Raw genomic sequence first — 22,327 nt, 5'->3', positions numbered from 1 at the left:
CGCCACCAACAGGGCGACTCGCGGCGGATTCTTAATGAAGTCGCAAAATGTGTCCAGCCCGATTTCTCCACATCTCCTATTTCCGATAAGAGCCTGATTTTCGACTCATTTCTGGCAGAATTTGCGAGTCAAACCAGGCTCCCGCCACCCGTCAAACTTTACGTTCGCGATAAACCGCGTAGTTTTTGGCCGTTTCCCACAGTCCTACTTGAATGACAGGTAATCCCACTTCCACTGTCTTCTCATAAATCAACTTGGCAATATTTTCGGCAGTCGGGTTTTCAGGAATCAGATACAAAGGTTCGCCAGCATCGCGAAGAATTTTGACCATCGGGTCACGTTCGCAGAGTACCATCCGATGATCCAAATGATCATCAATCCACTGGGAAACCGTCCGCTTCAGATCGCCAAAGTCCACCAGCATGCCTCGTTCATCCAGGCTTTCACCAGCCAGTGTGATAATGGCCTTCCCATTATGCCCATGGAGATGCCGGCATTTTCCACTGTAATTCAGCAGCCGATGTCCATAGCAGAACTGGATTTCGGAAGAAACTTCAAACATCAGTGTGCATTCCCAAAGATGGATCTCACTTCGACAACCTATGAATTTTAGACAGGATGACGGTCAAATTCATCCCGCTCGTCGAACGACAGCCTGCGCATCCCAAGCCACATCACAGCTTCAGGAATGACGTTTCGCCGCAACTCCCGAACCCAGAACGCTGCAGCTCTCATTCCGATCCAGATCCTCATGAACTCTGGAAACTATGGACATTGTGTTCGCCAAGCAGCATTACTCAGCATTTTGAAGAAGCCGGGCATGTGATGTGCACTCATGCATGACCCATCATCTGAATTCCTGGAAAGTTACTCATCAGCCGCAATGACCCACAAAATCACAACCTCAGCTTCGTGACAAATTTTACCCAGTCATCTCAGCTCACTTGTTTTCCGCCGAGTGCGTAACTGAATGATTGGGGATGAACGATCTATTAAGGATTAACGATCCATGACTTTGAGAAAGAGGCTCCCCTCTCAAACTGCCGATTCTCTTTTCATGAACAAAAGGGTAGTCTTTGATGAGAGACGATTTGGGGTGTTTCTACGGGCCTTGAAAACCTGACTCCGGGAACTAAGAAACCCGGGCCATCATTTCAACGGGCAGGCGGACGTTCATGCACCGGCCGCCGGAAAACACCCAGATGACTTTCGAATCACCTCTCTGAGATTTGCTGCAAAGTGCTTCGCTTCGAAGTGTTTTGCTTCAGGGAACTTTGTTTCGGGCCAGCTTCACATCGGGTTCAATGCGAGTTTCTAAACCGCTGGAAGAGATTCCCACTATGGAACTGCCATCGAATTTCAGACCGTTGAATTCACAAGCATCCCGACTGGCAAAACTCTGCTCGAGTTCACTTCTACGCCGTGTGACGACACAGAGCTTAGTGGGTGTATTACTTTTCGGAGCAGCGACCACTTCTGCCGAAGCAGCCGGGCCCAGAGCAGAGGCTCGCCGGCAGGCCAGATTAGCCAACCAACAGGCCTGGAATGCCCCCGCGCCCTGGGGCACACCAGTTCCTCAATACATTGATCCCTACACCGGTTTGCCAATTCCATACATCACACAACCCTTGCCATACCCTGGGAGCGGTACGCCCGTCTTCAACCCTGGCCTATCAAATCCCGGTGGATATCCCGGCACACCATCAATTGGCAGCCAGCCAGCAGGGTCTGGCCCATCGCCAGGGATCTCTTCCTATCAACCCCAGCCAGCGAATCAACCCCAGCCACTAAATCAACCTCTGGCAGTACCGGGTTATCCATTTCCTCCGCAGTACGGCATACCGAGTTATCAAGCACCCGTGGTGATTGATCCTTACACCGGGCTCCCCATTTCCAATCAGGTTATTCCGGTCCAGAATCAGGTACCAGCCCCCCGGACACCAGCGACCAGTGGCTCGAATAACACTCCTGCCAATAACAAACCCAGTGGCCTCGGAGGCACCATCCCCGCCATCCCACCGGGCAGTGGCTCCCCTGTCACTGTCTATTCAGGCCCCGGCTCTGCCTCAACGGCGAATCCTTCTCCAGGGAATCCACCCAATTCAGGGGCCGCCAACACTCCTAACAATCGCTCTCTCACCCCTGCACAAAGACGCCGGTTGGAGCGGTCTGGCAATGGCAGTACTGCCGACATTGCCTCTCGTTCACGTAGCGATCAACCCCCGTCCCTGGGTAACGATCCAGGGCTCAACCCGAATCTCTCGGGAGGCAACAGCGCGTTTGATGGGCCAGAACTCCCTGGAATGAAGGCCGAATTTGCCCCTTCATCAACAGGCGATGCTTTACCTCCGCTCACACCCATTCCCGCCACAGGCTCGATTCCATCGCCTGGCTCGAATCCGGGCCAGGGGCCCATGTTCGCACCCTTGCCAGATGGTGTTCAGGATGTCAACGTCCCCCTGGGCCCATCGGTGGCAGCTCCATTTCAGATCTACGTCACCTCTCAGGAAAAATTCATCAATCGTTTCGTGGCCACGACTCGCCGCGAACCAGGCGAAGTGCGGGATTTTGTTCTCGGCGCCAATGTAGTTGGCGAGCGCGATACCACCTCTCATGCGTGGCTGAATCTGCTTCCTTCGACCGATACTGCCCGAGGACAATTTGTCCTCGAAGGACGCGGCCAGACTCGCACAACGGGCTACACCTCTCAGGCCGCGATCAACACACAAGGGATTCAAGAATTCCGTGGCACCAAAGACGTCCTTTTTGATGGCTTCAAGCTCGCCACCAGGGCGGCTGTCATTCAGGCCCGCGCTCAGAACACACCCGTCAGTGCCCAAACAGTTTACTCCGGACGTCCCTTCATCGGGCCGATTGCCGAACGCATTGCCATGAGTGTCGCCCAGAGGCAACAACCTCAGGCCGAAATCATTGCCCGTGACCGTGTGGCAGAAACTGTCTTTGCGAGCTTCAATCGGGAAGTCGATCGCGAGCTCGGCAATGCCAACGTCGATCTCAAGCGTCTCCAGGAACAGTTGGAAGATCTGACACTGATGCCATCCGTTCAAAGATGGTCATCCACACATGCCCATCTGCAGTTTGCCGGTCAGTTTGGAGCCGACGCTCCCATTCTGCAGCCCATGCCTGCCGAAGCCAGACAAGATCATGCCGTCACGTTATTTCTGCACGAGACGGTTTTGAATCGAGCCGCAGATCGTGCCAATCTGCGCGGCAAAGTCACCAGCGACCGAGAACTCAAAGAACTCTCGAATTGGCTCAAAGGGCTTGTCCCGGGGGCTGGCGAAGTCCCCGCACCAGCCGGAGCCGCATTCAAAGTCCCGAATATCGAAACGAAAATTGTCTTTGACGATGTTGAACCATTGAGGTTCCGCATTGATGGAGACGAACTGCTGATCATTCTCAAGGCTCAGTTCCAGCCCGGAGGTCAAGCCGTCCTCCCGCAAATGGAAGTCACGATCCCCGCAAAACTGGTGATCGATCAGCAGACCGTCCATCTCACCTTCGATAACATTCGTGTCAAATCCTTGACCGATGACCGCACAGCTACTCTTGGCATGGCCGAAGGGATTGTACGGCAATCGATTCAAGCAAACTTCCCCCGGCTGTCACTTCCGCGCCAACTCCCACAAGAGCTCTGGAACCGCGAAGGCCAACCCCCCGTCTTCAATTACGCCCGCGCTGCCGACGGCTGGCTGGGCGTCGGCATCGACTGATCACCCATCTGCAACCCTCGCCCGCGTCTTCGTGAGAGAGGGAAGGGTGAGGGTCTTCTTTTCGCATTTCTCCCGACGTCTTGACGTATGGCGCAAGAATTTCTTTCGGATGGCACCACCTCCCCTTGCCCGCAAAATCCCTGCAATCACTTCAACCGGCCACGTTGCTCGTTGCGTCATCCGCGATGAAACAATCTCTGCTCTTCATCCACACCCACTCACATTTTCTGACGTAGCGTTTTCAGACTGAGTGTTTTCAAAGTGTGTCTGGCCATCAATTCCCCATGATTGCCTGTCATTCATCACTTTCTCGGTTGTCGAGTGAAAACCTCCCTTGAGTTCTTCGATCAGGTCAGCACATCGACGTGATCGAGCCGAGCGTCTGTAATGATTGGGGAACAGCACGTGAAGACGAGATTGCGCCATTCATCGGGGCGCCGCTCCAGCCGACTCGGCGCTGCCACGGTCGAATTGGCCATCTGCCTCCCCATCATCATTCTGGTGGTCTTCGGCTCGATTGAATCCGCCAACGCGATCTTTCTCAAAACCACACTCACACAAGCCAGTTATGAAGCGGCCCGCACCGTCACTTCAACAGGCGGCACCATGGCTGCGGCCCGCGCTCGCGGAGAAGAAGTTCTGGCGAGCCGCAATGTCTCCGGAGCCACAATCACCTTCACTCCCAACGTGACTGCCAACACGCCCACAGGGACACTCGTCACTGTGGAAGTCAGTTCGCCCGCCACGAGCCTTTCGGGAATCTTCGACTGGTTTACCCGTCTGTCAAACATCAAAGCCAGTACCTCGATGGTACGCACTTGAGCAACGCTCCTCATAAGTTATTTACTATGCAGCACGTTCAGCCATCTCCCAATCGTTCATTACTCAAGGAGGCTCTTTTGCCTGCCTTGCAGCTCGGTCATCAACCACATCGCCAGGGGGCCATGCTGGTCCTGGTCGCCGTTGTGATTGTGGCACTTCTGGCCATGACGATGTTCACCGTCGATGTGGCCTACATGCAATTGGTGCGTACTGAACTCCGTGCTGCGACCGATGCCTCTGCCAAAGCCGGGATGGAAGCGCTGCGTCGTACTCAGGATACCGAAGCAGCCATTGACGCTGCCATTGCCACTGCTGCTGCTAACAAAGTCGGTGGACGATCTTTGACCCTCACTGCCGATCAGATCGAGTTTGGACTGGCTTTTCGAAATGTGGATAACTCCGTTTCATTCAATGCGGGGCAGTTGCCATATACTGCTGTCCGCGTGAACTCAGCGATGACTGAATCCTCTGCCGCCGGGGCTGTCCCCCTGTTTTTTGGCAGTATTTTCGGGACGGGCCAGTTCGAGCCGACTCGATCCGCCGTCTCAGCGAGTACTGAAGTTGAAATCTGCTTTGCGATCGACCGGTCACACTCAATGTGTTTCGACCTGACGGGTGTCGATTGGTCTTATCCTCCCGGGACTCCACGCAATCCAGATCCCGTCGCATTTCCTCCGCATCCCACACTCAGTCGCTGGGCCTCACTCTCTCGAGCCATGCAGACATTTGTGAGCATTACCGCTTCTCAGGAACCAAAACCGCGTGTGGCAATGGTGACCTGGGCCTCCAAAATCACTCAGTCGAACTACGAAGGCAAACTCACCAAAACCAACAGTCCGGAAGTTTTTGTTGATGTTCCTCTTACAACCAATCTGGCCGACCTCAATCAGGCCATCAAAGGGCGCTCGGAAAAGGTCATGCTCGGTGCCACCAATATGGCTGCCGGAATCGACGAAGCTCGCAAAATCCTCAATGCGACAAAAAGTACGCGCCCTTATGCTCATCGGATCATCATTCTCATGACCGATGGTCTCTGGAATCAGGGGCGTAATCCGCTACTGGCCGCACAGGATGCCGCTAACGAAGGAATTGTGATTCATTCCGTCAGTCTGTTGCCGCGAAGTGGAGATATCACACCACAGGTCTCCAGCACCACCGGTGGTGTCAATTACCCTGCTACCAACAGTGCCGCTCTCGAAGCCGCCTTCGCTGATATTGCTCGAACTTTGCCCATTGTTCTCACGGAATAACATCGTCCTGCCCTTGGGCCGCTCTATTCGTCCAAACAAATCCAGGCACTTCGAATCGTCTGTCTACAGAGAGAACTTTCGAGACCATGCAGGCCAGATCCATCCAGCACAATCCTTCACGATGGCATCATCGATCCACTTCCCGCCGGGGTGCGCTATCGGTCGAACTTTCACTGACGATCCCGGTGCTGTTTGCGATCTTCTTCGGCGCTGTCGAAGTGACTCGTCTGAATATGCTCAGGCATACCATTGAAAATGCCGCCTACGAAGGGGCCCGGCAAGGAATCATTCCCGGCGCCACGGCAGATTCCGCACGAAATGCGGCTCTGGCAGCTTTGAATGCCGTCGATGTGCGGGATGCCGTCGTGCGCGTCTCCCCGACTGTCATCGTGCCATCCACGTCCCGGGTCTCGGTCGAAATCGAAGTCCCCGTCGCCAGTAACAGTTGGGGAACCTCCTCATTTGTGGGTCTCGACAACTTAACCCGCTCTTGCACACTCACCCGCGAACTTCTGGCTTTTTGAGATTACAAGAATCAAAGCACCGTGCCATGCTTGCGGCTCTGAGCAAGCATGTTCTTGTATTCTTCAACGCGATATTTCATGTTGCGATTCGTATCACTCTTCAAGTAACGATTCCTGTCGGAAACACCAACGCAAACACCCGGAGGATGCGTCTCGCCAAAGAGCATGCTCCGGGTGCTGTTGTTGGGTCTCATACCAATCGAAGTGAGTACCTGCGACAGGGTAATCCACGTCATTTGATCGGTACTGGGACAAGTCGGTCACGCGTCATCGCTATCACGCAACTTGGCGAGAATCGAGAGATCTTCCAGAGTCGTCGTGTCCTGAACCGACTCCCGCCCAGCCGCAATATCTCGCAGGAGCCTGCGCATGATCTTGCCACTGCGAGTTTTCGGAAGTGCTGCCGTGTAGCGGATCTTGTCAGGTGTCGCGAGAGCACCAATCTGCTTGCGGACATGCTGAATCAGATCTGCAGTGAGTGAGTCTGAACCCTCGGAATCAGCTGTCTTCAACGTCACAAAACAGCAGATCCCTTCCCCTTTAATTTCATGCGGGAAGCCCACGACAGCCGCCTCAGCCACTGCCGGATGAGCCACCAGTGAACTTTCCACTTCCATGGTACTCAAGCGATGCCCCGAAACATTGAGCACATCGTCCACTCGGCCCATCACCCAGATGTCGCCATCAGCATCACGTCGGGCCCCATCACCGGCAAAGTAAGCTCCTTCAATCGTGCTGAAGTAAGTCTGCTTGAATCGCTCATGATCCCCATAGAGCGTGCGCAGCATACTGGGCCACGGTTGCTTCATCACCAGCAGACCACCTTCGTTGGCTTCCAGTGGCGTTCCCTCTTTACTGACAATCTCTGGCACCACACCAGGTAGCGGTCGAGTACAGCTACCGGGTTTGGTTGCCGAGATACCTGGCAGCGGGCTGATCATGATCGCTCCGGTTTCGGTCTGCCACCAGGTATCGACAATCGGGCAGCGTTCCTGACCTATCATGCGGTGATACCACATCCAGGCTTCCGGATTGATGGGCTCACCCACCGAACCCAGCAGTCTCAAACTCGAAAGATCCCGGCTTTGCGGCCAATGATCGCCCCACTTGATAAAGGCTCGAATGGCAGTGGGTGCGGTGTAGAAGATACTGACTCGGTACTTCTCGATAATTTCCCAGAAGCGGCCCTCATCCGGCCAGTTCGGAGCTCCTTCGTACATCACGACTGTCGAGCCATTCGAGAGCGGCCCGTAGACCACATAGCTATGCCCCGTAATCCAGCCAATATCGGCAGTACACCAGTAAGTGTCTTCTTCCTTCAGGTCAAAGACCCAGCGGCTGGTCATGGTGGTACCCAGCAGATAACCCGCTGTCGTATGCATTACACCTTTGGGTTTGCCAGTACTGCCTGAGGTATACAGAATAAATAGCGGATGCTCACTGTCGAGTGGTACCACATCGCAATGCGGATCCACATCACTCATCAGATCATGCCACCAGTAGTCGCGGTCGGTCTGCATATGAACCTGCTGACCCGTCCGCCGGACGACCACCACCTTCTGCACGGTGTGGCTCTTGGTCAGACTTTCGTCAACGGCCGACTTCAGTGGAACTTCCTTGCCACGCCGCCAGCCACCATCTGCCGTCACGATAATTTTGGCTTGAGCATCGTTGTTTCGATCAGCGACCGCATCGGCACTGAAGCCACCAAAGATAATCGAGTGAGTCGCGCCAATTCTGGCGCAGGCCAGCATCGCAATGGCCAGTTCGGGAATCATGGGCATGTAGAGCGTGACTCGATCACCCGTATTGACACCCAGTTTTTTGAGCACATTCGCGAACTTGCTCACTTCCCGGTGCAGATCGTTGTACGTCAGCACGCGCGTGTCGCCTGGTTCGCCTTCCCACAGAATCGCTGCCTTATTGCGCCGCCAACTGGTGAGATGTCGATCAACACAGTTTTCGCAGGCGTTGATCTGCCCTCCCGTGAACCAGCGTGTTTCGGGCATTTCTCCCGAAATGACTTCCGTCCACGGTTTGATCCACTGCAATTCCTGTGAAAGCTCTCCCCAGAAACCGGCTGGGTCGTCTTTGGCCTTCTGCCACATCGACTGATATTGCTCTTCACTCGAAATGTGTGCCTGTGCCGAGAATTCACTCGCAGGCAGAAACTTTCGCGTTTCCTGGAGCGTACTTTGAATACTGCCAGAGTTCGTCATGCGGTCGCTCCGTGATGTCTGTCGAGAAGTGAGTGCTTGCGATTGGAGTTTTTTCTGTCTCAGCAAAATGACCGGTTCAAACTCAATTCTGATGAAAAGTGAGACCGGGACTTTGGTCGAGATGGCTGATCAGAATATTCACATATAAACCACTGGCCCAGAGTTTAGGTCGATTTTTGACGCAGTGTCAATCGCCGCCATTTCGGTAAGTCGGTCTTCAGACAAAACAGCGGCTAAGGAAGCGACCACACGATCTTGCGAGCCGCCGCGTTGACCTCTGTTCTGGGTTGAGCATCCGCAGGAATTCCTGTGGCCGATGTTCTCAATTTGCCAAGCTTCTCGGCAAAGTCAGCCAGATCATTCACCGGGCCAATCTCCACAATCGTCTGACCTCCCAGAGTACTGGTCACATATTCAGTTTCATTGGGTTTCGGGCAGATCGAAACCATCTGATCCAGTACCTGAGTTAACTGCTCTCCTCCCAATGGCCGATTGATCAGAATCGTCACTTTTTGAGGCGGGCCCACTTGTGGTAGCGACCGGGCCGATTCCGGGCTCAGCCTCTCAGCGATCCTGGCCAACTCTTCCCCAATCGAACCCAACGCCGGGAGCATACCACTGGCATCGGTCGCTGCATCAATCCGCAGAATTTGTGCTTCGATTGCCGCCAGGTTCGCCATGACATCAGGCCTCAATTCTTCCCAGTCAATCCGGCCAAACTGTCGCCCCCATTCTCGAGTCTCCTCCAGAAAATCGGGCCAGGCTTGCGCCATCGATCGCGGCACAAAAGCATCTTCCACCTGAACAAACTCAATGCGCTGTGATTGCCCCGTCAGAGGATCCTTGAGCACCACAATCGAAACGCCTTCTTCCTGAGAAGTTTCCGTGCTGGTTTCCAACCGGCACAGAAGCTCAAAAGGCGTCTCTCCACGCAGTTCGGCTTCATAAGCCATGCGGCCCATCACCCGCCGACCGGATTCGCGGAGAATCTCTTCAACAGTTCCTCGACGCAATTGATCGAGTTCTGTCACTCTCGAAAACGCCAGAAGATTGATCACTTCAATCAACTCCTGAAAGTTTTGTTCAATCATCAAAGGGGCTGATTTCCCATCGCTTGCGGAACGGGATGGAAGATTCCCAGAAACGCTTCCATCAGTTTTTTCTGTTTGCTGGCGTTCCAATTCAGTAGCAAATGTGTTGAGCGAATCCTTCATGAGCGGGAACTTTGCCTTCATCGTAAGGCCAAACCGCCCCAACACATAAAACGATCGACTCCAGATCATGGTATCCATCGACCAGGCGGCTTCATGCATCGCTTCGTTCAGATCGTTTCGCCACGACTTCGGAAGAAACAGTACAAATCGCTCGGGTTGCCGCTTTCTGATGCCTTCGAGGAGAAAATCAACCGTCTCTTTGGCGTTGGTTCGAGGCGGTTCCGCCGGTGGTTCTGTCAGGTCGGCACTGATCGTCGGATCGGGCTGAGGTCTCGGTGGCCTGACAAACTTCTTGAAACTGTGTGTGGGAAGATCTTTCTGCTCTTCGAGGTACTCTTCCGCTTCGCTCTGGCAACCCGCCAGGCACAACAGGCTGCACCACAACATGCTGCCCATCCACACGTTCCACATGACGCCAGTCCAATCAAGCAGCGTTCGCTTCTCACCAGGTCGCTTAGTACTTGACCAACGCATCACGACTCTGCTGCCAGGCTCTGATGTTCGAGAATCGCAGATCGACAGATTCATGCCGGACATCCTGCACAGAAGTTTGAAACCGCCAGAAGACAACGCGATGAGCGCTAAAAAACGACAACTTGAGCTTACTCATTCCGGGGCGAGGTTTCGAACTCTGTTTCGATCAACTCCTGTTCAACTGGCATTTCATCACTATTGATGGCATCGCTTGTTGGCGGGCCTGAGCCGGATAAGCGACTCCCCAAAACTAGTAGGCTTCGACGGGAACTGGTTGATCTTTCCGGGCCGAGAGCAGGCAGGCTTCGAGAACCAGTTGCGTCTTCAGGGCCATCTCTGGCCAGTAACTATCGAGCCTATTCGTCAATACGTTGTTCGAGAAAGTGCGGAACATATTCGTCTCTTGCGCCGTTGACCCACCTGTCGCGATTTCATCGACGGCATGATATCGCTCATGGTTTTCCATCCGCATGAAGCAGCCTTCCGCCACGACCTGTGCCTGATGAGATGACCACCGACTGGCAGTTCCAAACCAGGGGAGCACAAAATCATCCAGACAGACATATCCCTTCTCACCACTGAAGTGGGCCCACTGCTGGGTTTCCGTATGGAATGAACAATAAAAACTGGCGGTTGTGCCTCCCTCAAAATCAAGTTCCGCCGAGAATTCGGTCGGCACGCCATTCCCGGTTGTTTGCAGACATCGGGCGCGAGCCGTATGCGGCATCTGACCGTGCAAACCACAAAGTGTCATACGAATGTTGTACCAGCCAAGATCACCCAGGCAGCCCAGTGGTTCGAGCTCATCACTGGCACGAATATTCTCCTTGAAGAAACTCTCCGGGGCATGGAAAGAAAAGTGAGAGCAGATTCGCCGCACACGCCCCACTCGCTCGCTATCCATGATCTGCGCCACCATCGGTTCCAGCCGGGCACTGTGCATGAACATCACCCCATCCATAAACTGGAGGTTTGCCTTTCGGGCAGCAGCCACAATCTCCCGGAGATCACGAACGGAAACTGTCACCGGCTTCTCTGATAAGACATGCTTCCCCGCAGCAATCGCTCGAAGAATCCACTCTTTCCGCACTCCCGTCGGCAAAGGAATGTAAACCGCATCCACCTCGGGATGTGCCAGCAATTCTTCATAGCTTCCCAGGGCCTCAACCTCATGAGGTTGAGGCACACTCCCCTGGCACTCTCGAATAAAACTCTGGCTGCGTTCCAGGCTCCGGCTGGCGACGGCGATTAAACGCGAATTCTCGGCCCAGCGCAACCCCTGCCAGTTCTTTCGCGCAATGGCAGCAGCACCCATGATCCCCCAGCGACAGGGCTTGCCCGCAATCGAGGCCGACGATGCTTGAACGGACATGATGACGACCTTCTCAGTGCATATTCAAAAGGAGTGAATTGTATTCTCAGAGAGCCGACACAAAGACCGGCTTTTCGCGAACGCGAACGATTGGAAACATGACAGACTTTCCTGTTGTTCTAGCGGCCACAAGCCCGTATCGACAAGCGCACAAACCACAGGCTCGTCAACGATCTCAGTTTCCAGCCAAACAATCTCAGTGATTCGCTGATCAATACGATCGATCTCTGCAAATGTTCTCAGCGGTTCATACCTCAGGAATTTTCAAAAAGCTCTGTCAGTGAAGAAATCTGTGAGGGGAGGAGATCCACCTGAGCAGGATCACGGCAGATCTGGATGGCGCTGAATCCTGCTCTTCTGGCAGCTTCAACATCATGCTCATAGTCATCGCCCACCATGAAAATTTGTGCCGGGCTGATCGATGGGCTCTTCGTTCCCGCGGCTTCAAAGACGGCACGATAAAATTCTGCTGCAGGTTTTCGCCAACCCACCTGGCTCGAAATCAAGAGTTCGTCAAATCGATCAAGCAGCGAAAACCCCCTGAGAATCTCGATCAGTCGATCATCGAAATTACTGGCCAGCAGAACCTTGATCCCAGAGGCTTTCAACGCATCGAGTGCGGGAACCACATCCGGGAAGAGTCGCCAGGAGCCCAGGTCAGCAAACTTATGCCAGAGCTCGTCAAAGCAGTCGTCGATCTTTTGTGGTGGCAATTCCTGGAAAACATTTGCCACAACTTCGCGCCAGAATCTGATCTCTTCACCGTGAGATGTTTGTGTTCCTGTCTGCCGGGATCGATAGGCCATTCGAAATCGCGAACCGACCTCGACTTCCGAAAGTGTGCTTCCCCTTTGAAGACCTGCTCGATGATAAATGGTGACAATCGATTCGCCGGGCGTGATGATCGTTCCAAAAGCATCCAAGGCCACACAACGAATCGATCTGTCTCTCAGAAATCGATGAGTCATGACGACTTACCGCCAGGTGTTGTTCGATCGACTTCGCCCACACGTTAACAGGAAACCCAGTCTCAATCTCGACTCCGGATTAAACTTGCGTCATCGCGCGGAATCGAACATATCCCGCCGTGAAAAACGCGAGCGAAAAACCCAGAAGCACGGCACAACTCTGCAAAACCACAGGGGTATCAACGACTCGACGAGTCAGGATCACATCGAATCCAATCAGTGACCACGCATGCGGAGTCGCGAGACTGATCGTCTGCATGACAGGTGGCAGCCAATCGCGCGGCATAAAACAACCACTGATCGAGGCCAACAGAATCACGAGTGAAGTTCCATAGGCAGCCACCTGCTGATCAGTCTGCACAATCGTCGCCAGCAGCAACCCCAGTGATGTCGCTGCCAGTGAAGTACAGATCATCATCGGGATCAGCCAGACAGGATCCGGGCCCCACGACATCTGAAAGAACAACTTACCCGCCACAAACAACAGACAAACCTGCGTGAGCGACACCAGAAAGAATGGCAACGTCTTGCCAATCAGAATCCCCGATGCCGGAATCGGAGCAATCCGCAGTCGGTCCAATGTCCCCCGGTCGCGCTCCGCCAGAAAAGAACGGGCCATGATATTGACCACGAAAAAAACGAACATCACCGTGAAGCCCGGCACCAGAATCAGATAAACATTGGCAGCGGCATTTTCCTTTGGCTTAGCAACCACTGGTTGAGCCGCAGTCGGTATCGCTGAATCAACAGCGCCACTGGCAGTCGATTCCACTTTTTTACGTGTGGCATCGGCAGGCGATGTCTCGTTAGTAGGAGCTTCCGTGGAAGATGGCGCCTCGTTGTCGACATCCTCGGGAGTCGTGGCGCTGTCAATGAAGAATCGACGCGTCAAGGCATTGCGGCGGCCCACGATCGGTGCAATGACTTTGAGAAGATCCGAGAGCAGCGCCGCTCGGAACATCTCGGCATCGACCAGCCCGGGACGCAAATCGAGCGACAGATCAATGGCACTTAATCCCCCCGAAAGCTGACCATGATCGGGATCGAGCACATCCCGTAATCCCAGTTCATCAACTTTCGCAGTGAACTCCGGGCCAATCATCAACGCTCCATCCACCCGGCCCAGATCGACGAGGCTTTGAGCTTGCCCCGCATTCGTCGCAATCTGAACATCGAGATTAGGACGGCTCTGATACCTCTCGACCAGCATATTGCCATACTCGCTGGTATCGGCATTGGAAATCGCCAGTCGCGGCGCCTTGCGAGTATCTCCGCCCGTGAGAAGCTGGCCTGTGGACATCCCCACAATCGCAATGAAAACCATTGGCAGCACCAATAGCGTCACCAGTGGCCGGCGATCTTTGAGAAGAAGTTTCAGATCCTTGATGGTCATCAGCAGGAACAATCCGAAGCTCCTTGTCCACATCGATTCAAACTGAAAATGTTCATCCATTGCCGTTCATCACCAATCGAGGTTTCCCCCGCATCGTTTTTTGAACGACTCAGGTGCTCACTCGACTGGCTTCACCATCCACTTTTCCGCGTCTGTGTCTACAATGAAGAGATTCACTGTTCTACGGAATCTCCAGTAATGTCCGAAAACTCAGAAAGTTCTGATAATCCCGAGTTTGACGAGGGTGCACCCTTGGCAGCAATGCCCGAGGATCGTCTTTTTTCCGGTGAACGACCTTTACCACGTGAGAAAGTGAAAACTTTCCCTACGACACCCGGCGTCTATCTCATGAAAGATGCTCGCGGTCGCGTGATCTATGTCGGAAAAGCGGTCAACCTAAGAAGTCGCGCTGGAAGTTATTTTACCAAGCAGGCTGCCATCGACCGGCGGACGGCAGACCTCATCCCGGAAATTCACGATATCGACTTCCTCCATGCCGATTCAGAAGTCGATGCCCTGCTGCTGGAATCGCGATTGATTAAGGATATTCAGCCGCGATTCAATTCCGATTTAAAAGACGACAAGACATTCCCTTATCTGCAGATCACCACGCGCGAGCCCTTTCCACGAATTGAGTTCACCCGCAGGCCGAAATCTCGCGGGGTGAAACTCTTCGGGCCATTTACCAGTGCTCGAAAACTTCGCGGAGCCATCGCGGTTCTGCAAAAGATTTTCCGCTTTCGCAATTGCTCGCTCGATATCGACCCGAATGAAGAGAAATGGCGCTGGTTTCGCCCTTGTCTGCTGGCCAGTCTCGGACAATGCACCGCTCCCTGCAATCTCAGGATCTCCAAAGAAGATTACCGGCGGGATGTGCGCCGGTTGATCATGTTCCTCGAAGGAAAGAAAGAGCGTTTGCTCAAGGTGATGAACCGCGAGATGCTGGAGGCTTCGAAGGAACTCAAGTTCGAGAAAGCTGCCCGGCTGCGTGATCAGATCAAAGCTTTGATGACCTTGCAGGAACGCGGCGATCTGGCATCCCACGCACAACCCGAAGCATTCTACGTCGATCCCAAAAAAGGACTCCTGGGGCTCAAGAAGGTCTTTGGTCTCTCAACTTTGCCACGCAGAATTGAAGGTGTCGATATTGCTCATCTGCAAGGTGGGGAGACCGTCGCCAGCCTGGTGCAGTTTATTGATGGAGTCCCCTTCAAGCAGGGATACAAACGATTTAAGATTCGCACTGTCGATGGTGTCGATGACTTTGCTTCGATGAGAGAAGTTGTGAGCCGCCGCTTTCGCAGGCTCGATCAGGAAGGGGAGAATTTCCCGGATATTCTGCTGATCGATGGAGGCAAGGGCCAACTGGGTGCAGCCATGGAAGCGCTCAAATCCATCGAAGTCAAACTTCCACTGGTGATCTCGTTGGCCAAACGCGAAGAAGAGATTTTCCTGCCAGGCGAGAGCGAGCCGAAGGTTCTAAGTCGCCACTCGTATGCACTGCGGCTATTGCAATCCGTCCGCGATGAATCGCACCGCTTCGCCCAGCAGTACCATCATCTTCTCAGACGAAAGTCCACCTTTGGAGAAGAGTAACCACGAGAAGAGAAACCCCGTTCTCAATATCATTTTGGGGCATACTGTCGAGGAGAGACACTGTTCCATCCAAATTCACTGTTCTCACGCCACTCAGAATCAGAGCCTGTACTCCCGGCGAATTGGGTGAAGTAAGTCGTCTGTGCTGCTTTTGGTGAATTGATGCACTTCGGATCTTTAAGTGGTTTGGGGTTCCTGTGGTGTCTTACTGTCGCGAATCATCGGCAATTATCGCCGATGAAGAAAATCGTGTCGGCAGAGTGCGATGTGAACTTGAGGGAAAATCTTTCCGGGTTGACCAATTTTTCAGCATGACCTATATCGGACGCTGAGAAGGCAGGATGCCATCTCGAATTGAATCGCCGCGCTATCATTTGCCGCAATGGAACTGCGACATGAGGCCCCCACAAACACCACGGATGAAACCTCCACAACCAACGGTGGTGATGTTCTGTGTATTGCTGTTTGGCGCCCTCGGATATTCCGGTTGCAGCTCTCCCAACCATTTCTCTACGCGAACATTGCCCCCGCAACTGGTCGCCAAAAAAGCGGAGAATGCCCAGACTCTTGACCTCTCCAAGTTAGCCACACAGTACCCCAGTAATGAATTGATCGGCACTGGCGACGTCGTCGAAGTCACCATTGCGGCTGGCCTGGGAGCCACTGAAGCCGTAATTTTTCCCACACGCGTCGGTGAAGATGGCACTGCCAATATTCCCGTCGTTGGCCCGGTGGAACTCGCCGGGATGGAGCTTTCGGATGCTGAAGGGGCCATTGCTTCCGTTGCCGTCAGTCGTGGTTTGTATCGCCAGCCCCATGTGACCGTAACGATGAAACGCCGCCGCTTGAACAGAATTACGGTTCTGGGTGCCGTCAACAAACCGGGTGTCGTCGAATTGCCTCGCGATGCCAGCGATCTCCTCGCTGCGATTGTGGCTGCTGGAAATCTTTCACCCACTGCCGGCACCCATGTTGAAATTCGCAACCCGGATAAAGGGGCTCCCTCACCCACGCGGAACAGTGACCCCATTGCCCGGGTCAGTGGTCAGACCGAGACAGGTAACCCCAATGACATCAAGGCCGGCGTGGGAGCGAAGAAAACCTTACAGATCGATCTCGTCTCCGCTGTGAAAGAAGGGCGAGGTACGGAATATCGACTGGAAGATGGTGCCGTCATCAACGTGGAAAGGCACGATTACCAGCCATTGCAAGTCATTGGTCTGGTGACCAAGCCCGGAAAGTTCGACTTCCCCGTAGGAAAAGACATTCACGTTCTCGACGCCATTGCGATCGCAGGTGGTGTCTCTTCCAAAGCGGCCAATAAGATCTACGTCATCCGCCAGCGAACAGACAGCAGCGATCCCGCCGTCGTCACCGTAAGTATGCAGAAGGCCAAGTCCAACGGACAGGAAAATCTCTTACTGCAACCAGGCGATGTCGTTTCGGTCGAACAGACCGCCGCCACCGTCATGCTCGACACGATCACCCAGGTGATTCGCTTCACCATCGGTGGCAGTGCCGCCATTTTCTAAGGCCAGACAAGTTCACTTAAAGCCCTGATTGACCAGAAATTCAGCCAACCTGAAGTCGTGATTCAACTCCCAATGAAGTAGCGAGAAAGTCTTTCGCCAATGTCTGTATCGCCCGAATATGAATCCGGTTTGCCAGGGTCAAGTACCCTGATGATGCCGGAGGCGAACACCATGCAAACGCTCATGCGTTTCTGGCGAAGCGTACAGTATCGCAAAGGGCTGATTATTCTCGCCGTCCTGGCAGCCAGTGCTCTAGGTGCTGCTTACTACATCGTTTCGACTAGATACTACGAGTCGAAAGCCGAACTTCTCATCCTGCAGACAGGTAGCAAAGTCCTGGATGGTGCTCCCGAAGGAGCTGCCATGAAAGACCTCATGCCCACTTATGAACGCATCATGCAGGGCGATATCGTTCTGGCAGATGCGGCTCAAAAGCTGCCAGTGAAATACCGCACCGATTTTCGAGGAGTCGCCCCTGCCGACTGGCCGGGCGTCCTCAAGAAAATGGTAACTGTCCGCTCTGCCCGGCAGACCAACGTGCTCGAACTGACTTGCCGCTCGCGGGATCCCAAAGCCGCCGCTGCCATTTTGTATGCCGTTCTCAGTGCCTCCATCGATTTTCTCAATAAGAACCACCAGGGAACTTCGCAGGAAATCCTGCAGATCCTCTCGAAAGAAAAAGTCGAACTCGAACAGAAACTGGCCACTAGAGAGGCCGAACTCATCGAGCTGCGCGGGCGCTCATTGACCTTCGTCAGCAACGGTACAGATAACGCCACAAACGTGGCCGTGGCGCGTGTCGTCAGACTCAACGAAGAGTTCATGAAGGCCAAAGAAGAAACTTTGCGAGCGACGGCTCAACTGGCAGCTCTCGAACAGGCCATTTCCCGCGGTGAAGACGTCCTGCAGTTTGCTATGGCCAGTCTCGATGTCGTGGGCAAACAGTTCATGATGGGAGAACTGGGCCTCGATTCCCAGGAAGGCATGGCCATCAGTCGTATGACGGAACAACTGCTGCAAGAGCAGGCCAAAATGCGGACGGCTCTCGAAAGCTATGGCCCCAATCATCCCAAAGTCATGGAACTTCGCGATGCCATTCAGGCCAAAGAGCAGTGGATGGCCAGCCGCAGGCAAGTCACCATCGACCGGCTCAAACAACTCCGCATGGAAGAACTCACGCCGCGTCTGCTGCAAATGGCCAGACAACGCGTGCAGCATTCCCAGCAGCACGAGGCCTCTGTCAGTGCTCAATTCGATATTGAAAGGCAGAATGCACTTTCACTCAACGGTGAACTCGCCAAGCTCGAAATTCTGCAGATGGATACCAAGCGTTTGCGCGCTTTTTACGATCTCGTCCTTGAGCGAATTCGTGGCATTGATCTTGGTAAAGACAAAGGCATTCGTACGGCTGTCGTCGGAGAACCCAAGGTCAATCCAAGGCCCGTGCATCCCAAATTGTCACTGACAGTCGCTGTCTCTTTGATGGCCGGGATTTCTCTGGGCCTGGCATTGGTGTATCTCGCCGATCTCCTGGATGATCGTTTTCGCTCGCCAGAAGAGACCAGCTTGCAACTGGGGGCTCCCGTCCTTTCGTTTATCCCATCGCTTCCTACATACGATGGGAACGGCCTCGACTCTGTCCATGCCTTTGTCGCTCCTCACGAATCTTCGACAGAAGCTTTCCGCACCTTACGTACGGCGATTCAGTTTGCCGGAGACGATATCCGCCGTCTGGTCATCACGAGTACCGAACCTGGCGATGGTAAGACCACTGTCTCGACAAACCTGGCTGTGGCTTATGCTCAATCCGGCCGACGTACGATCATCATCGACTGCGATATGCGCCGCCCGGGCCTTTCCAAAACCATGAAGCTGCGCGGATCGTATGGCCTCTCGACAATCCTGCGAAACGACGATTCGATTGAGAATTCTCTACGCAACAATGTGGTGGTTTCTGATCTCGCAGGACTCGATATCATCCCAGCCGGGCCCAGGCCGGCGAATCCTCTTGAACTCCTTTCCTCAACCCGCTTCAGTGAACTTCTAGCCTATGTGGAATCTCAATACGACCAGGTTCTGATCGACGCTCCTCCCATTCTGGCAGTCAGCGATGCTGGCGTGTTAGGACGCATGGTCGATGGCGTGGTGCTCGTTGTCAGACCCGATAAAAATCAGCGGCGGTCAGTCATCCGTGCTGCCGAAACACTGCGGATGTGGGGCAATAACCTGCTCGGTCTGGCCCTCAATAACATGTCCAGCGATCGGGCTGGTGGGTATGGCTACGGCTACGGTTATGGCTATGGCTACGGTCATACCGATACCGATGGTGATCACGATGACTTGCTCGATGATCATGCTTCGTCACATTCGAGTTATTCTTCCAGGACGGCCGCCTGATGGACGCGACGCATGCCGAACATCGCTCGCACCGTTCCTCGAGGCGATCCTCCAGCCGCCATCGCGAGAGTCATGCTCGCACCGCACTTAATGAGCACTCTTCAGTCAGGCATTGGACGCTGCTCGATGTGGCACTGGTGCTCCTGGCTTTCGCGATTCCTTTCATCATGGGCGGTCGCGAGCCTTATGGCTGGATTGCCCTGGCCATACTGGGCCCGCTGGCCGCTGGGTTGTGGTGTTTACGCCAGATCGTGACCGATGAACCCACGCCTCTGGTCTGGTCGTGGATGTATCTACCAATGGCGTTTGTGGCCGGTGTCATGTTTCTACAACTGACACCCCTTCCCGAAGCCACTTTGAAATCGATCTCGCCTCAACTGACCACTCTGGTATCACTTTCACCGGGCACAGGAGCCGCCTCGACGTGGAAGCTGCTCACGGTTGCTCCCCACGAATCGCAGCAGGGATTGATTCTCTTCCTCTCGACCGCGCTGGTCTTTGCCATGACTTATCAGCATCAGAGGCAAACCAGCGATGCCTGGCGTGTCCTGGGGATTATCGCCTGTGCGATCATCGCCATGGCTTTGTTTGCCCTGTTGCAGTTTTTTGCAGGCACTAATCTGTTTTTTGGCTTCTACGAACATCACTTTGGCACAGCAAAAGATGTCGTCAAAGGGGCCTTCACCAATCGTAATAACTTCGCCCATTTTATGGCCATCGGGATCGGCCCTGTCCTGGCCTGGATGTGCTACTGGCACATGCAGCATCAACAACCAGCAGATCAACCGTCGACGGGCGGATTCTCTTCACCAGGCTTTGGCAAAACTTCGGGAATCTCGATCGCCCTGATAATGGCCGGATTATTAGCTGTCAGTGCAATTGTCATCAGTTTTGCTTCGTTGCGATCACTCTCCCGCATGGGCTCCATTGTGACGATCCTGGCCATTCTGACCTTCATGATTTCTGGCAGCTTCGCCAGATTAATCTCCTTTCGAATGCTCATGGGTGGTCTGCTGGCCTGTGCTCTCGTGGCTGGTGGCCTGGTCATTTTCAAGCCGGAATTTATGAGTCTGGATGAAAAAGTCGAAGTCGCCATCAGTGGTGGCATTGAAGAAATGGATGGAGAAGACGGTCGGCGAAAACTGTGGCAGGCCCTCACAGTGATGATCAAAGACTTCCCTCTCGTCGGTAGTGGCCTGGGAAGTCATCGCGAAATTTATCCGGTCTATCTCCCTAAAAAAGATGGTGAGACCGAATACACCCATGCAGAAAATGGCTATCTGCAGATTGCCGTCGAACTGGGGCTCCCGGCACTCGCCTGTGCGATCCTCGCTCTGGTCATCGTCTTTGCAGCATCGATCCGGCTGCACCTGGCCAAAGATCAGGAGCTTCGGCTCATTGGTGTCGCCATTCTCTCTGCGGCTGTGGCGACGACCATACATTCCGTGACGGATTTTGCATGGTATGCACCGGGAAACACCGTCATTCTGGCCATGCTCGCAGCTGTCGCCTGCCGTTGTGATGCATTTGCCCGCTTGCAACCCAAAGGGACTTCCTCAGAAGTTTCATCCGCAGTCCCAGCTTTGCCCGGGCTGCAGTTACCACAATGGTTTTATGCAGCCCCACTGGCACTGACAATTCTCGCGGGAACCTGGTGGACTCTCGAACTCACACCCGTGGTGAAGGCCTACACACAATTCCGTCAGTTTCAACTCCTCGTTTTTCGACCGCGCCCCGATATCGAACCTCAAGAGATCAATACTCTCAAACTGAAGCATATTCTGGCAGCCACCAAACTCGATCCGGCTGATGGACGCTACGCCATTCTGGCCTCTTTGCAGCTCAAGAACTTCTTTATCGAACTGCAGGAACGCGATCCCGAAAATGCCATTCCTCTGGCTCAATTGCAGCAGACAGCAGGCTCGGGTGGATTTGAATCGAACGCCCAACTCCGCGAATGGTTGCAACGGGTGGTTGGCCCATCATTGAAATACATCGATGCCTCCCATCAACTCGCCCGCCGATCGGTTCGTTCGCTGCCATTAACAGGAACCGCTTACCTGCAGATGTATGAACTCGGGTTTCTGCAAGGTTCATCAGCAGAACAATCCCGCAATATGCTCGAACAGGGACTCGTTGTCAGACCGTATGCCTCGAACCTCTTGCTGGCGAAGGGAACCGCACTGATTACCTCAGGGGAAGCAGAAGCGGGGATGGCATTGTGGAAGCAGGTCTTTGTCGATTACTCAAGTGCCAGACGACAGATTATCAATCTCCTTGCACCATCGATTCCTGCTCAGGAATTGATCGCTCAGTTCGAACCCGACAGCAAAGCGGCCAGTGATATTCTCGCTGCCTACACCAAACTCAAAAAGGAAGCAGACGTCGTTCTCGCTGCCGATGCACTCGGGAAAATTCTCACCAGAGAATCCGATCAGGCAGCACCAGAAATTGCCCGCGGCAAGCTGATCTCAGCGGCCTATCAGTTCTGGAATGCGAAAAATCTGGCGGCTCTCCGTGAGACTCTGGCAAAGGTCGAAGAACTCCATCCCGAAACCGTAGCTCAACATCGCGATCTGGGTGGTTTATACATGCGACTTCAAGAGTGGGATTCTGCCGAAAGGCATTTGAAGCGTTGTGTCGATCTGCAGCCCGCAAATCCCGCTTACGCCAAAATGTACGAATCTGTGCTCCGCTCCAGACAATCCGCTCAACGTTCACTTTCTCCCCGCACATCACTCGTGATACCGGCTGGTCATCAGACTTCGCCATCATTATCTCCCCTCCGATAAACCTCCCTGATCAACCCTTCCTCGAATCTCATTCCCTTCC

Annotated in this window: 15 protein-coding genes; 8 read left to right on the top strand and 7 right to left on the bottom strand. The window is 53.9% G+C overall.

Annotated elements, in window-relative coordinates:
• Positions 1-151 precede the first annotated feature (151 nt).
• Both PLIM_RS21210 and PLIM_RS24905 read right to left on the bottom strand, forming a co-directional pair.
• A complete protein-coding gene (locus tag PLIM_RS21210; protein ID WP_013112367.1) occupies positions 152-562 on the bottom strand; it encodes a 6-pyruvoyl trahydropterin synthase family protein in 411 nt (136 codons plus the stop codon).
• A 47-nt stretch (positions 563-609) separates the two neighbouring features.
• Complete coding sequence (locus tag PLIM_RS24905; protein WP_013112366.1) at positions 610-735, bottom strand: P-loop NTPase family protein; 126 nt, start codon at positions 733-735, stop codon at positions 610-612.
• A 605-nt stretch (positions 736-1,340) separates the two neighbouring features.
• Between PLIM_RS24905 and PLIM_RS21190 the strand changes: the two genes are divergently transcribed.
• The 4 genes from PLIM_RS21190 (at position 1,341) to PLIM_RS23410 (ending at position 6,330) form a co-directional block, all read left to right on the top strand.
• The gene (locus tag PLIM_RS21190; protein WP_013112365.1) at positions 1,341-3,734 is read left to right on the top strand and encodes a hypothetical protein; all 2,394 of its coding nucleotides are present in this window, start codon (positions 1,341-1,343) and stop codon (positions 3,732-3,734) included.
• Positions 3,735-4,139: 405 nt separating this feature from the next.
• Positions 4,140-4,556, top strand: a complete 417-nt coding sequence (locus tag PLIM_RS23415; protein WP_230849360.1) for a TadE family protein — start codon at positions 4,140-4,142, stop codon at positions 4,554-4,556.
• A 77-nt stretch (positions 4,557-4,633) separates the two neighbouring features.
• On the top strand, positions 4,634-5,806 hold the full coding sequence (locus PLIM_RS21180; protein ID WP_013112363.1) for a vWA domain-containing protein: 1,173 nt from the start codon (positions 4,634-4,636) through the stop codon (positions 5,804-5,806).
• Between the two features lie 86 nt (positions 5,807-5,892).
• Positions 5,893-6,330 (top strand): TadE/TadG family type IV pilus assembly protein, encoded by a 438-nt coding sequence (locus PLIM_RS23410; protein ID WP_013112362.1) that lies wholly within the window; start codon positions 5,893-5,895, stop codon positions 6,328-6,330.
• A gap of 260 nt (positions 6,331-6,590) precedes the next feature.
• Here the strand turns inward: PLIM_RS23410 and acs are convergent, their stop codons facing one another.
• The 5 genes from acs to PLIM_RS23405 form a co-directional block, all read right to left on the bottom strand.
• Entirely contained in the window at positions 6,591-8,549 is a 1,959-nt protein-coding gene (gene acs / locus PLIM_RS21170; protein ID WP_013112360.1) for an acetate--CoA ligase, read from the bottom strand.
• A 233-nt stretch (positions 8,550-8,782) separates the two neighbouring features.
• Positions 8,783-10,150 carry a hypothetical protein gene (locus PLIM_RS21165; protein WP_148227217.1) on the bottom strand — a complete coding sequence of 456 codons (1,368 nt, stop codon included), beginning with the start codon at positions 10,148-10,150 and terminating at the stop codon, positions 8,783-8,785.
• A 337-nt stretch (positions 10,151-10,487) separates the two neighbouring features.
• On the bottom strand, positions 10,488-11,609 hold the full coding sequence (locus PLIM_RS21160) for a Gfo/Idh/MocA family protein (RefSeq protein ID WP_013112358.1): 1,122 nt from the start codon (positions 11,607-11,609) through the stop codon (positions 10,488-10,490).
• Positions 11,610-11,863: 254 nt separating this feature from the next.
• Positions 11,864-12,577, bottom strand: a complete 714-nt coding sequence (locus PLIM_RS21155) for an HAD family hydrolase (RefSeq protein WP_013112357.1) — start codon at positions 12,575-12,577, stop codon at positions 11,864-11,866.
• Positions 12,578-12,656: 79 nt separating this feature from the next.
• Positions 12,657-13,982 carry an ABC transporter permease gene (locus PLIM_RS23405; RefSeq protein ID WP_196349499.1) on the bottom strand — a complete coding sequence of 442 codons (1,326 nt, stop codon included), beginning with the start codon at positions 13,980-13,982 and terminating at the stop codon, positions 12,657-12,659.
• A gap of 249 nt (positions 13,983-14,231) precedes the next feature.
• Here PLIM_RS23405 and PLIM_RS21145 point away from each other — a divergent pair, with 249 nt between their 5' ends.
• The 4 genes from PLIM_RS21145 to PLIM_RS21130 all read left to right on the top strand — a co-directional run bounded on the left by PLIM_RS21145 (position 14,232) and on the right by PLIM_RS21130 (position 22,287).
• Entirely contained in the window at positions 14,232-15,566 is a 1,335-nt protein-coding gene (locus PLIM_RS21145; RefSeq protein ID WP_081440365.1) for an excinuclease ABC subunit UvrC, read from the top strand.
• Positions 15,567-15,907: 341 nt separating this feature from the next.
• Positions 15,908-17,098 (top strand): polysaccharide biosynthesis/export family protein, encoded by a 1,191-nt coding sequence (locus PLIM_RS21140; RefSeq protein ID WP_041402438.1) that lies wholly within the window; start codon positions 15,908-15,910, stop codon positions 17,096-17,098.
• 171 nt (positions 17,099-17,269) lie between these two features.
• Positions 17,270-19,495 carry a GumC family protein gene (locus tag PLIM_RS21135; RefSeq protein ID WP_013112353.1) on the top strand — a complete coding sequence of 742 codons (2,226 nt, stop codon included), beginning with the start codon at positions 17,270-17,272 and terminating at the stop codon, positions 19,493-19,495.
• Entirely contained in the window at positions 19,495-22,287 is a 2,793-nt protein-coding gene (locus PLIM_RS21130; RefSeq protein WP_013112352.1) for an O-antigen ligase family protein, read from the top strand. Before PLIM_RS21135 ends, PLIM_RS21130 begins: the two co-directional genes overlap by 1 nt.
• The last annotated feature ends 40 nt before the right edge of the window (positions 22,288-22,327 follow it).

Origin of the sequence: Planctopirus limnophila DSM 3776, assembly GCF_000092105.1 — a bacterium.
Classification (GTDB): Bacteria; Planctomycetota; Planctomycetia; order Planctomycetales; family Planctomycetaceae; genus Planctopirus; species Planctopirus limnophila.
This window is presented reverse-complemented; position numbering and strand designations above follow the sequence as displayed.

Coding starts and splice junctions, on each gene's coding strand:
- PLIM_RS21210 (WP_013112367.1), bottom strand. CDS start 562: ATGTTTGAAGTTTCTTCCGAAATCCAGTTCTGCTATGGACATCGGCTG.
- PLIM_RS24905 (WP_013112366.1), bottom strand. CDS start 735: ATGAGAGCTGCAGCGTTCTGGGTTCGGGAGTTGCGGCGAAACGTCATT.
- PLIM_RS21190 (WP_013112365.1), top strand. CDS start 1,341: ATGGAACTGCCATCGAATTTCAGACCGTTGAATTCACAAGCATCCCGA.
- PLIM_RS23410 (WP_013112362.1), top strand. CDS start 5,893: ATGCAGGCCAGATCCATCCAGCACAATCCTTCACGATGGCATCATCGA.
- acs (WP_013112360.1), bottom strand. CDS start 8,549: ATGACGAACTCTGGCAGTATTCAAAGTACGCTCCAGGAAACGCGAAAG.
- PLIM_RS21165 (WP_148227217.1), bottom strand. CDS start 10,150: ATGTTGTGGTGCAGCCTGTTGTGCCTGGCGGGTTGCCAGAGCGAAGCG.
- PLIM_RS21160 (WP_013112358.1), bottom strand. CDS start 11,609: ATGTCCGTTCAAGCATCGTCGGCCTCGATTGCGGGCAAGCCCTGTCGC.
- PLIM_RS21155 (WP_013112357.1), bottom strand. CDS start 12,577: ATGACTCATCGATTTCTGAGAGACAGATCGATTCGTTGTGTGGCCTTG.
- PLIM_RS21145 (WP_081440365.1), top strand. CDS start 14,232: ATGCCCGAGGATCGTCTTTTTTCCGGTGAACGACCTTTACCACGTGAG.
- PLIM_RS21140 (WP_041402438.1), top strand. CDS start 15,908: ATGCCATCTCGAATTGAATCGCCGCGCTATCATTTGCCGCAATGGAAC.
- PLIM_RS21135 (WP_013112353.1), top strand. CDS start 17,270: ATGCAAACGCTCATGCGTTTCTGGCGAAGCGTACAGTATCGCAAAGGG.
- PLIM_RS21130 (WP_013112352.1), top strand. CDS start 19,495: ATGGACGCGACGCATGCCGAACATCGCTCGCACCGTTCCTCGAGGCGA.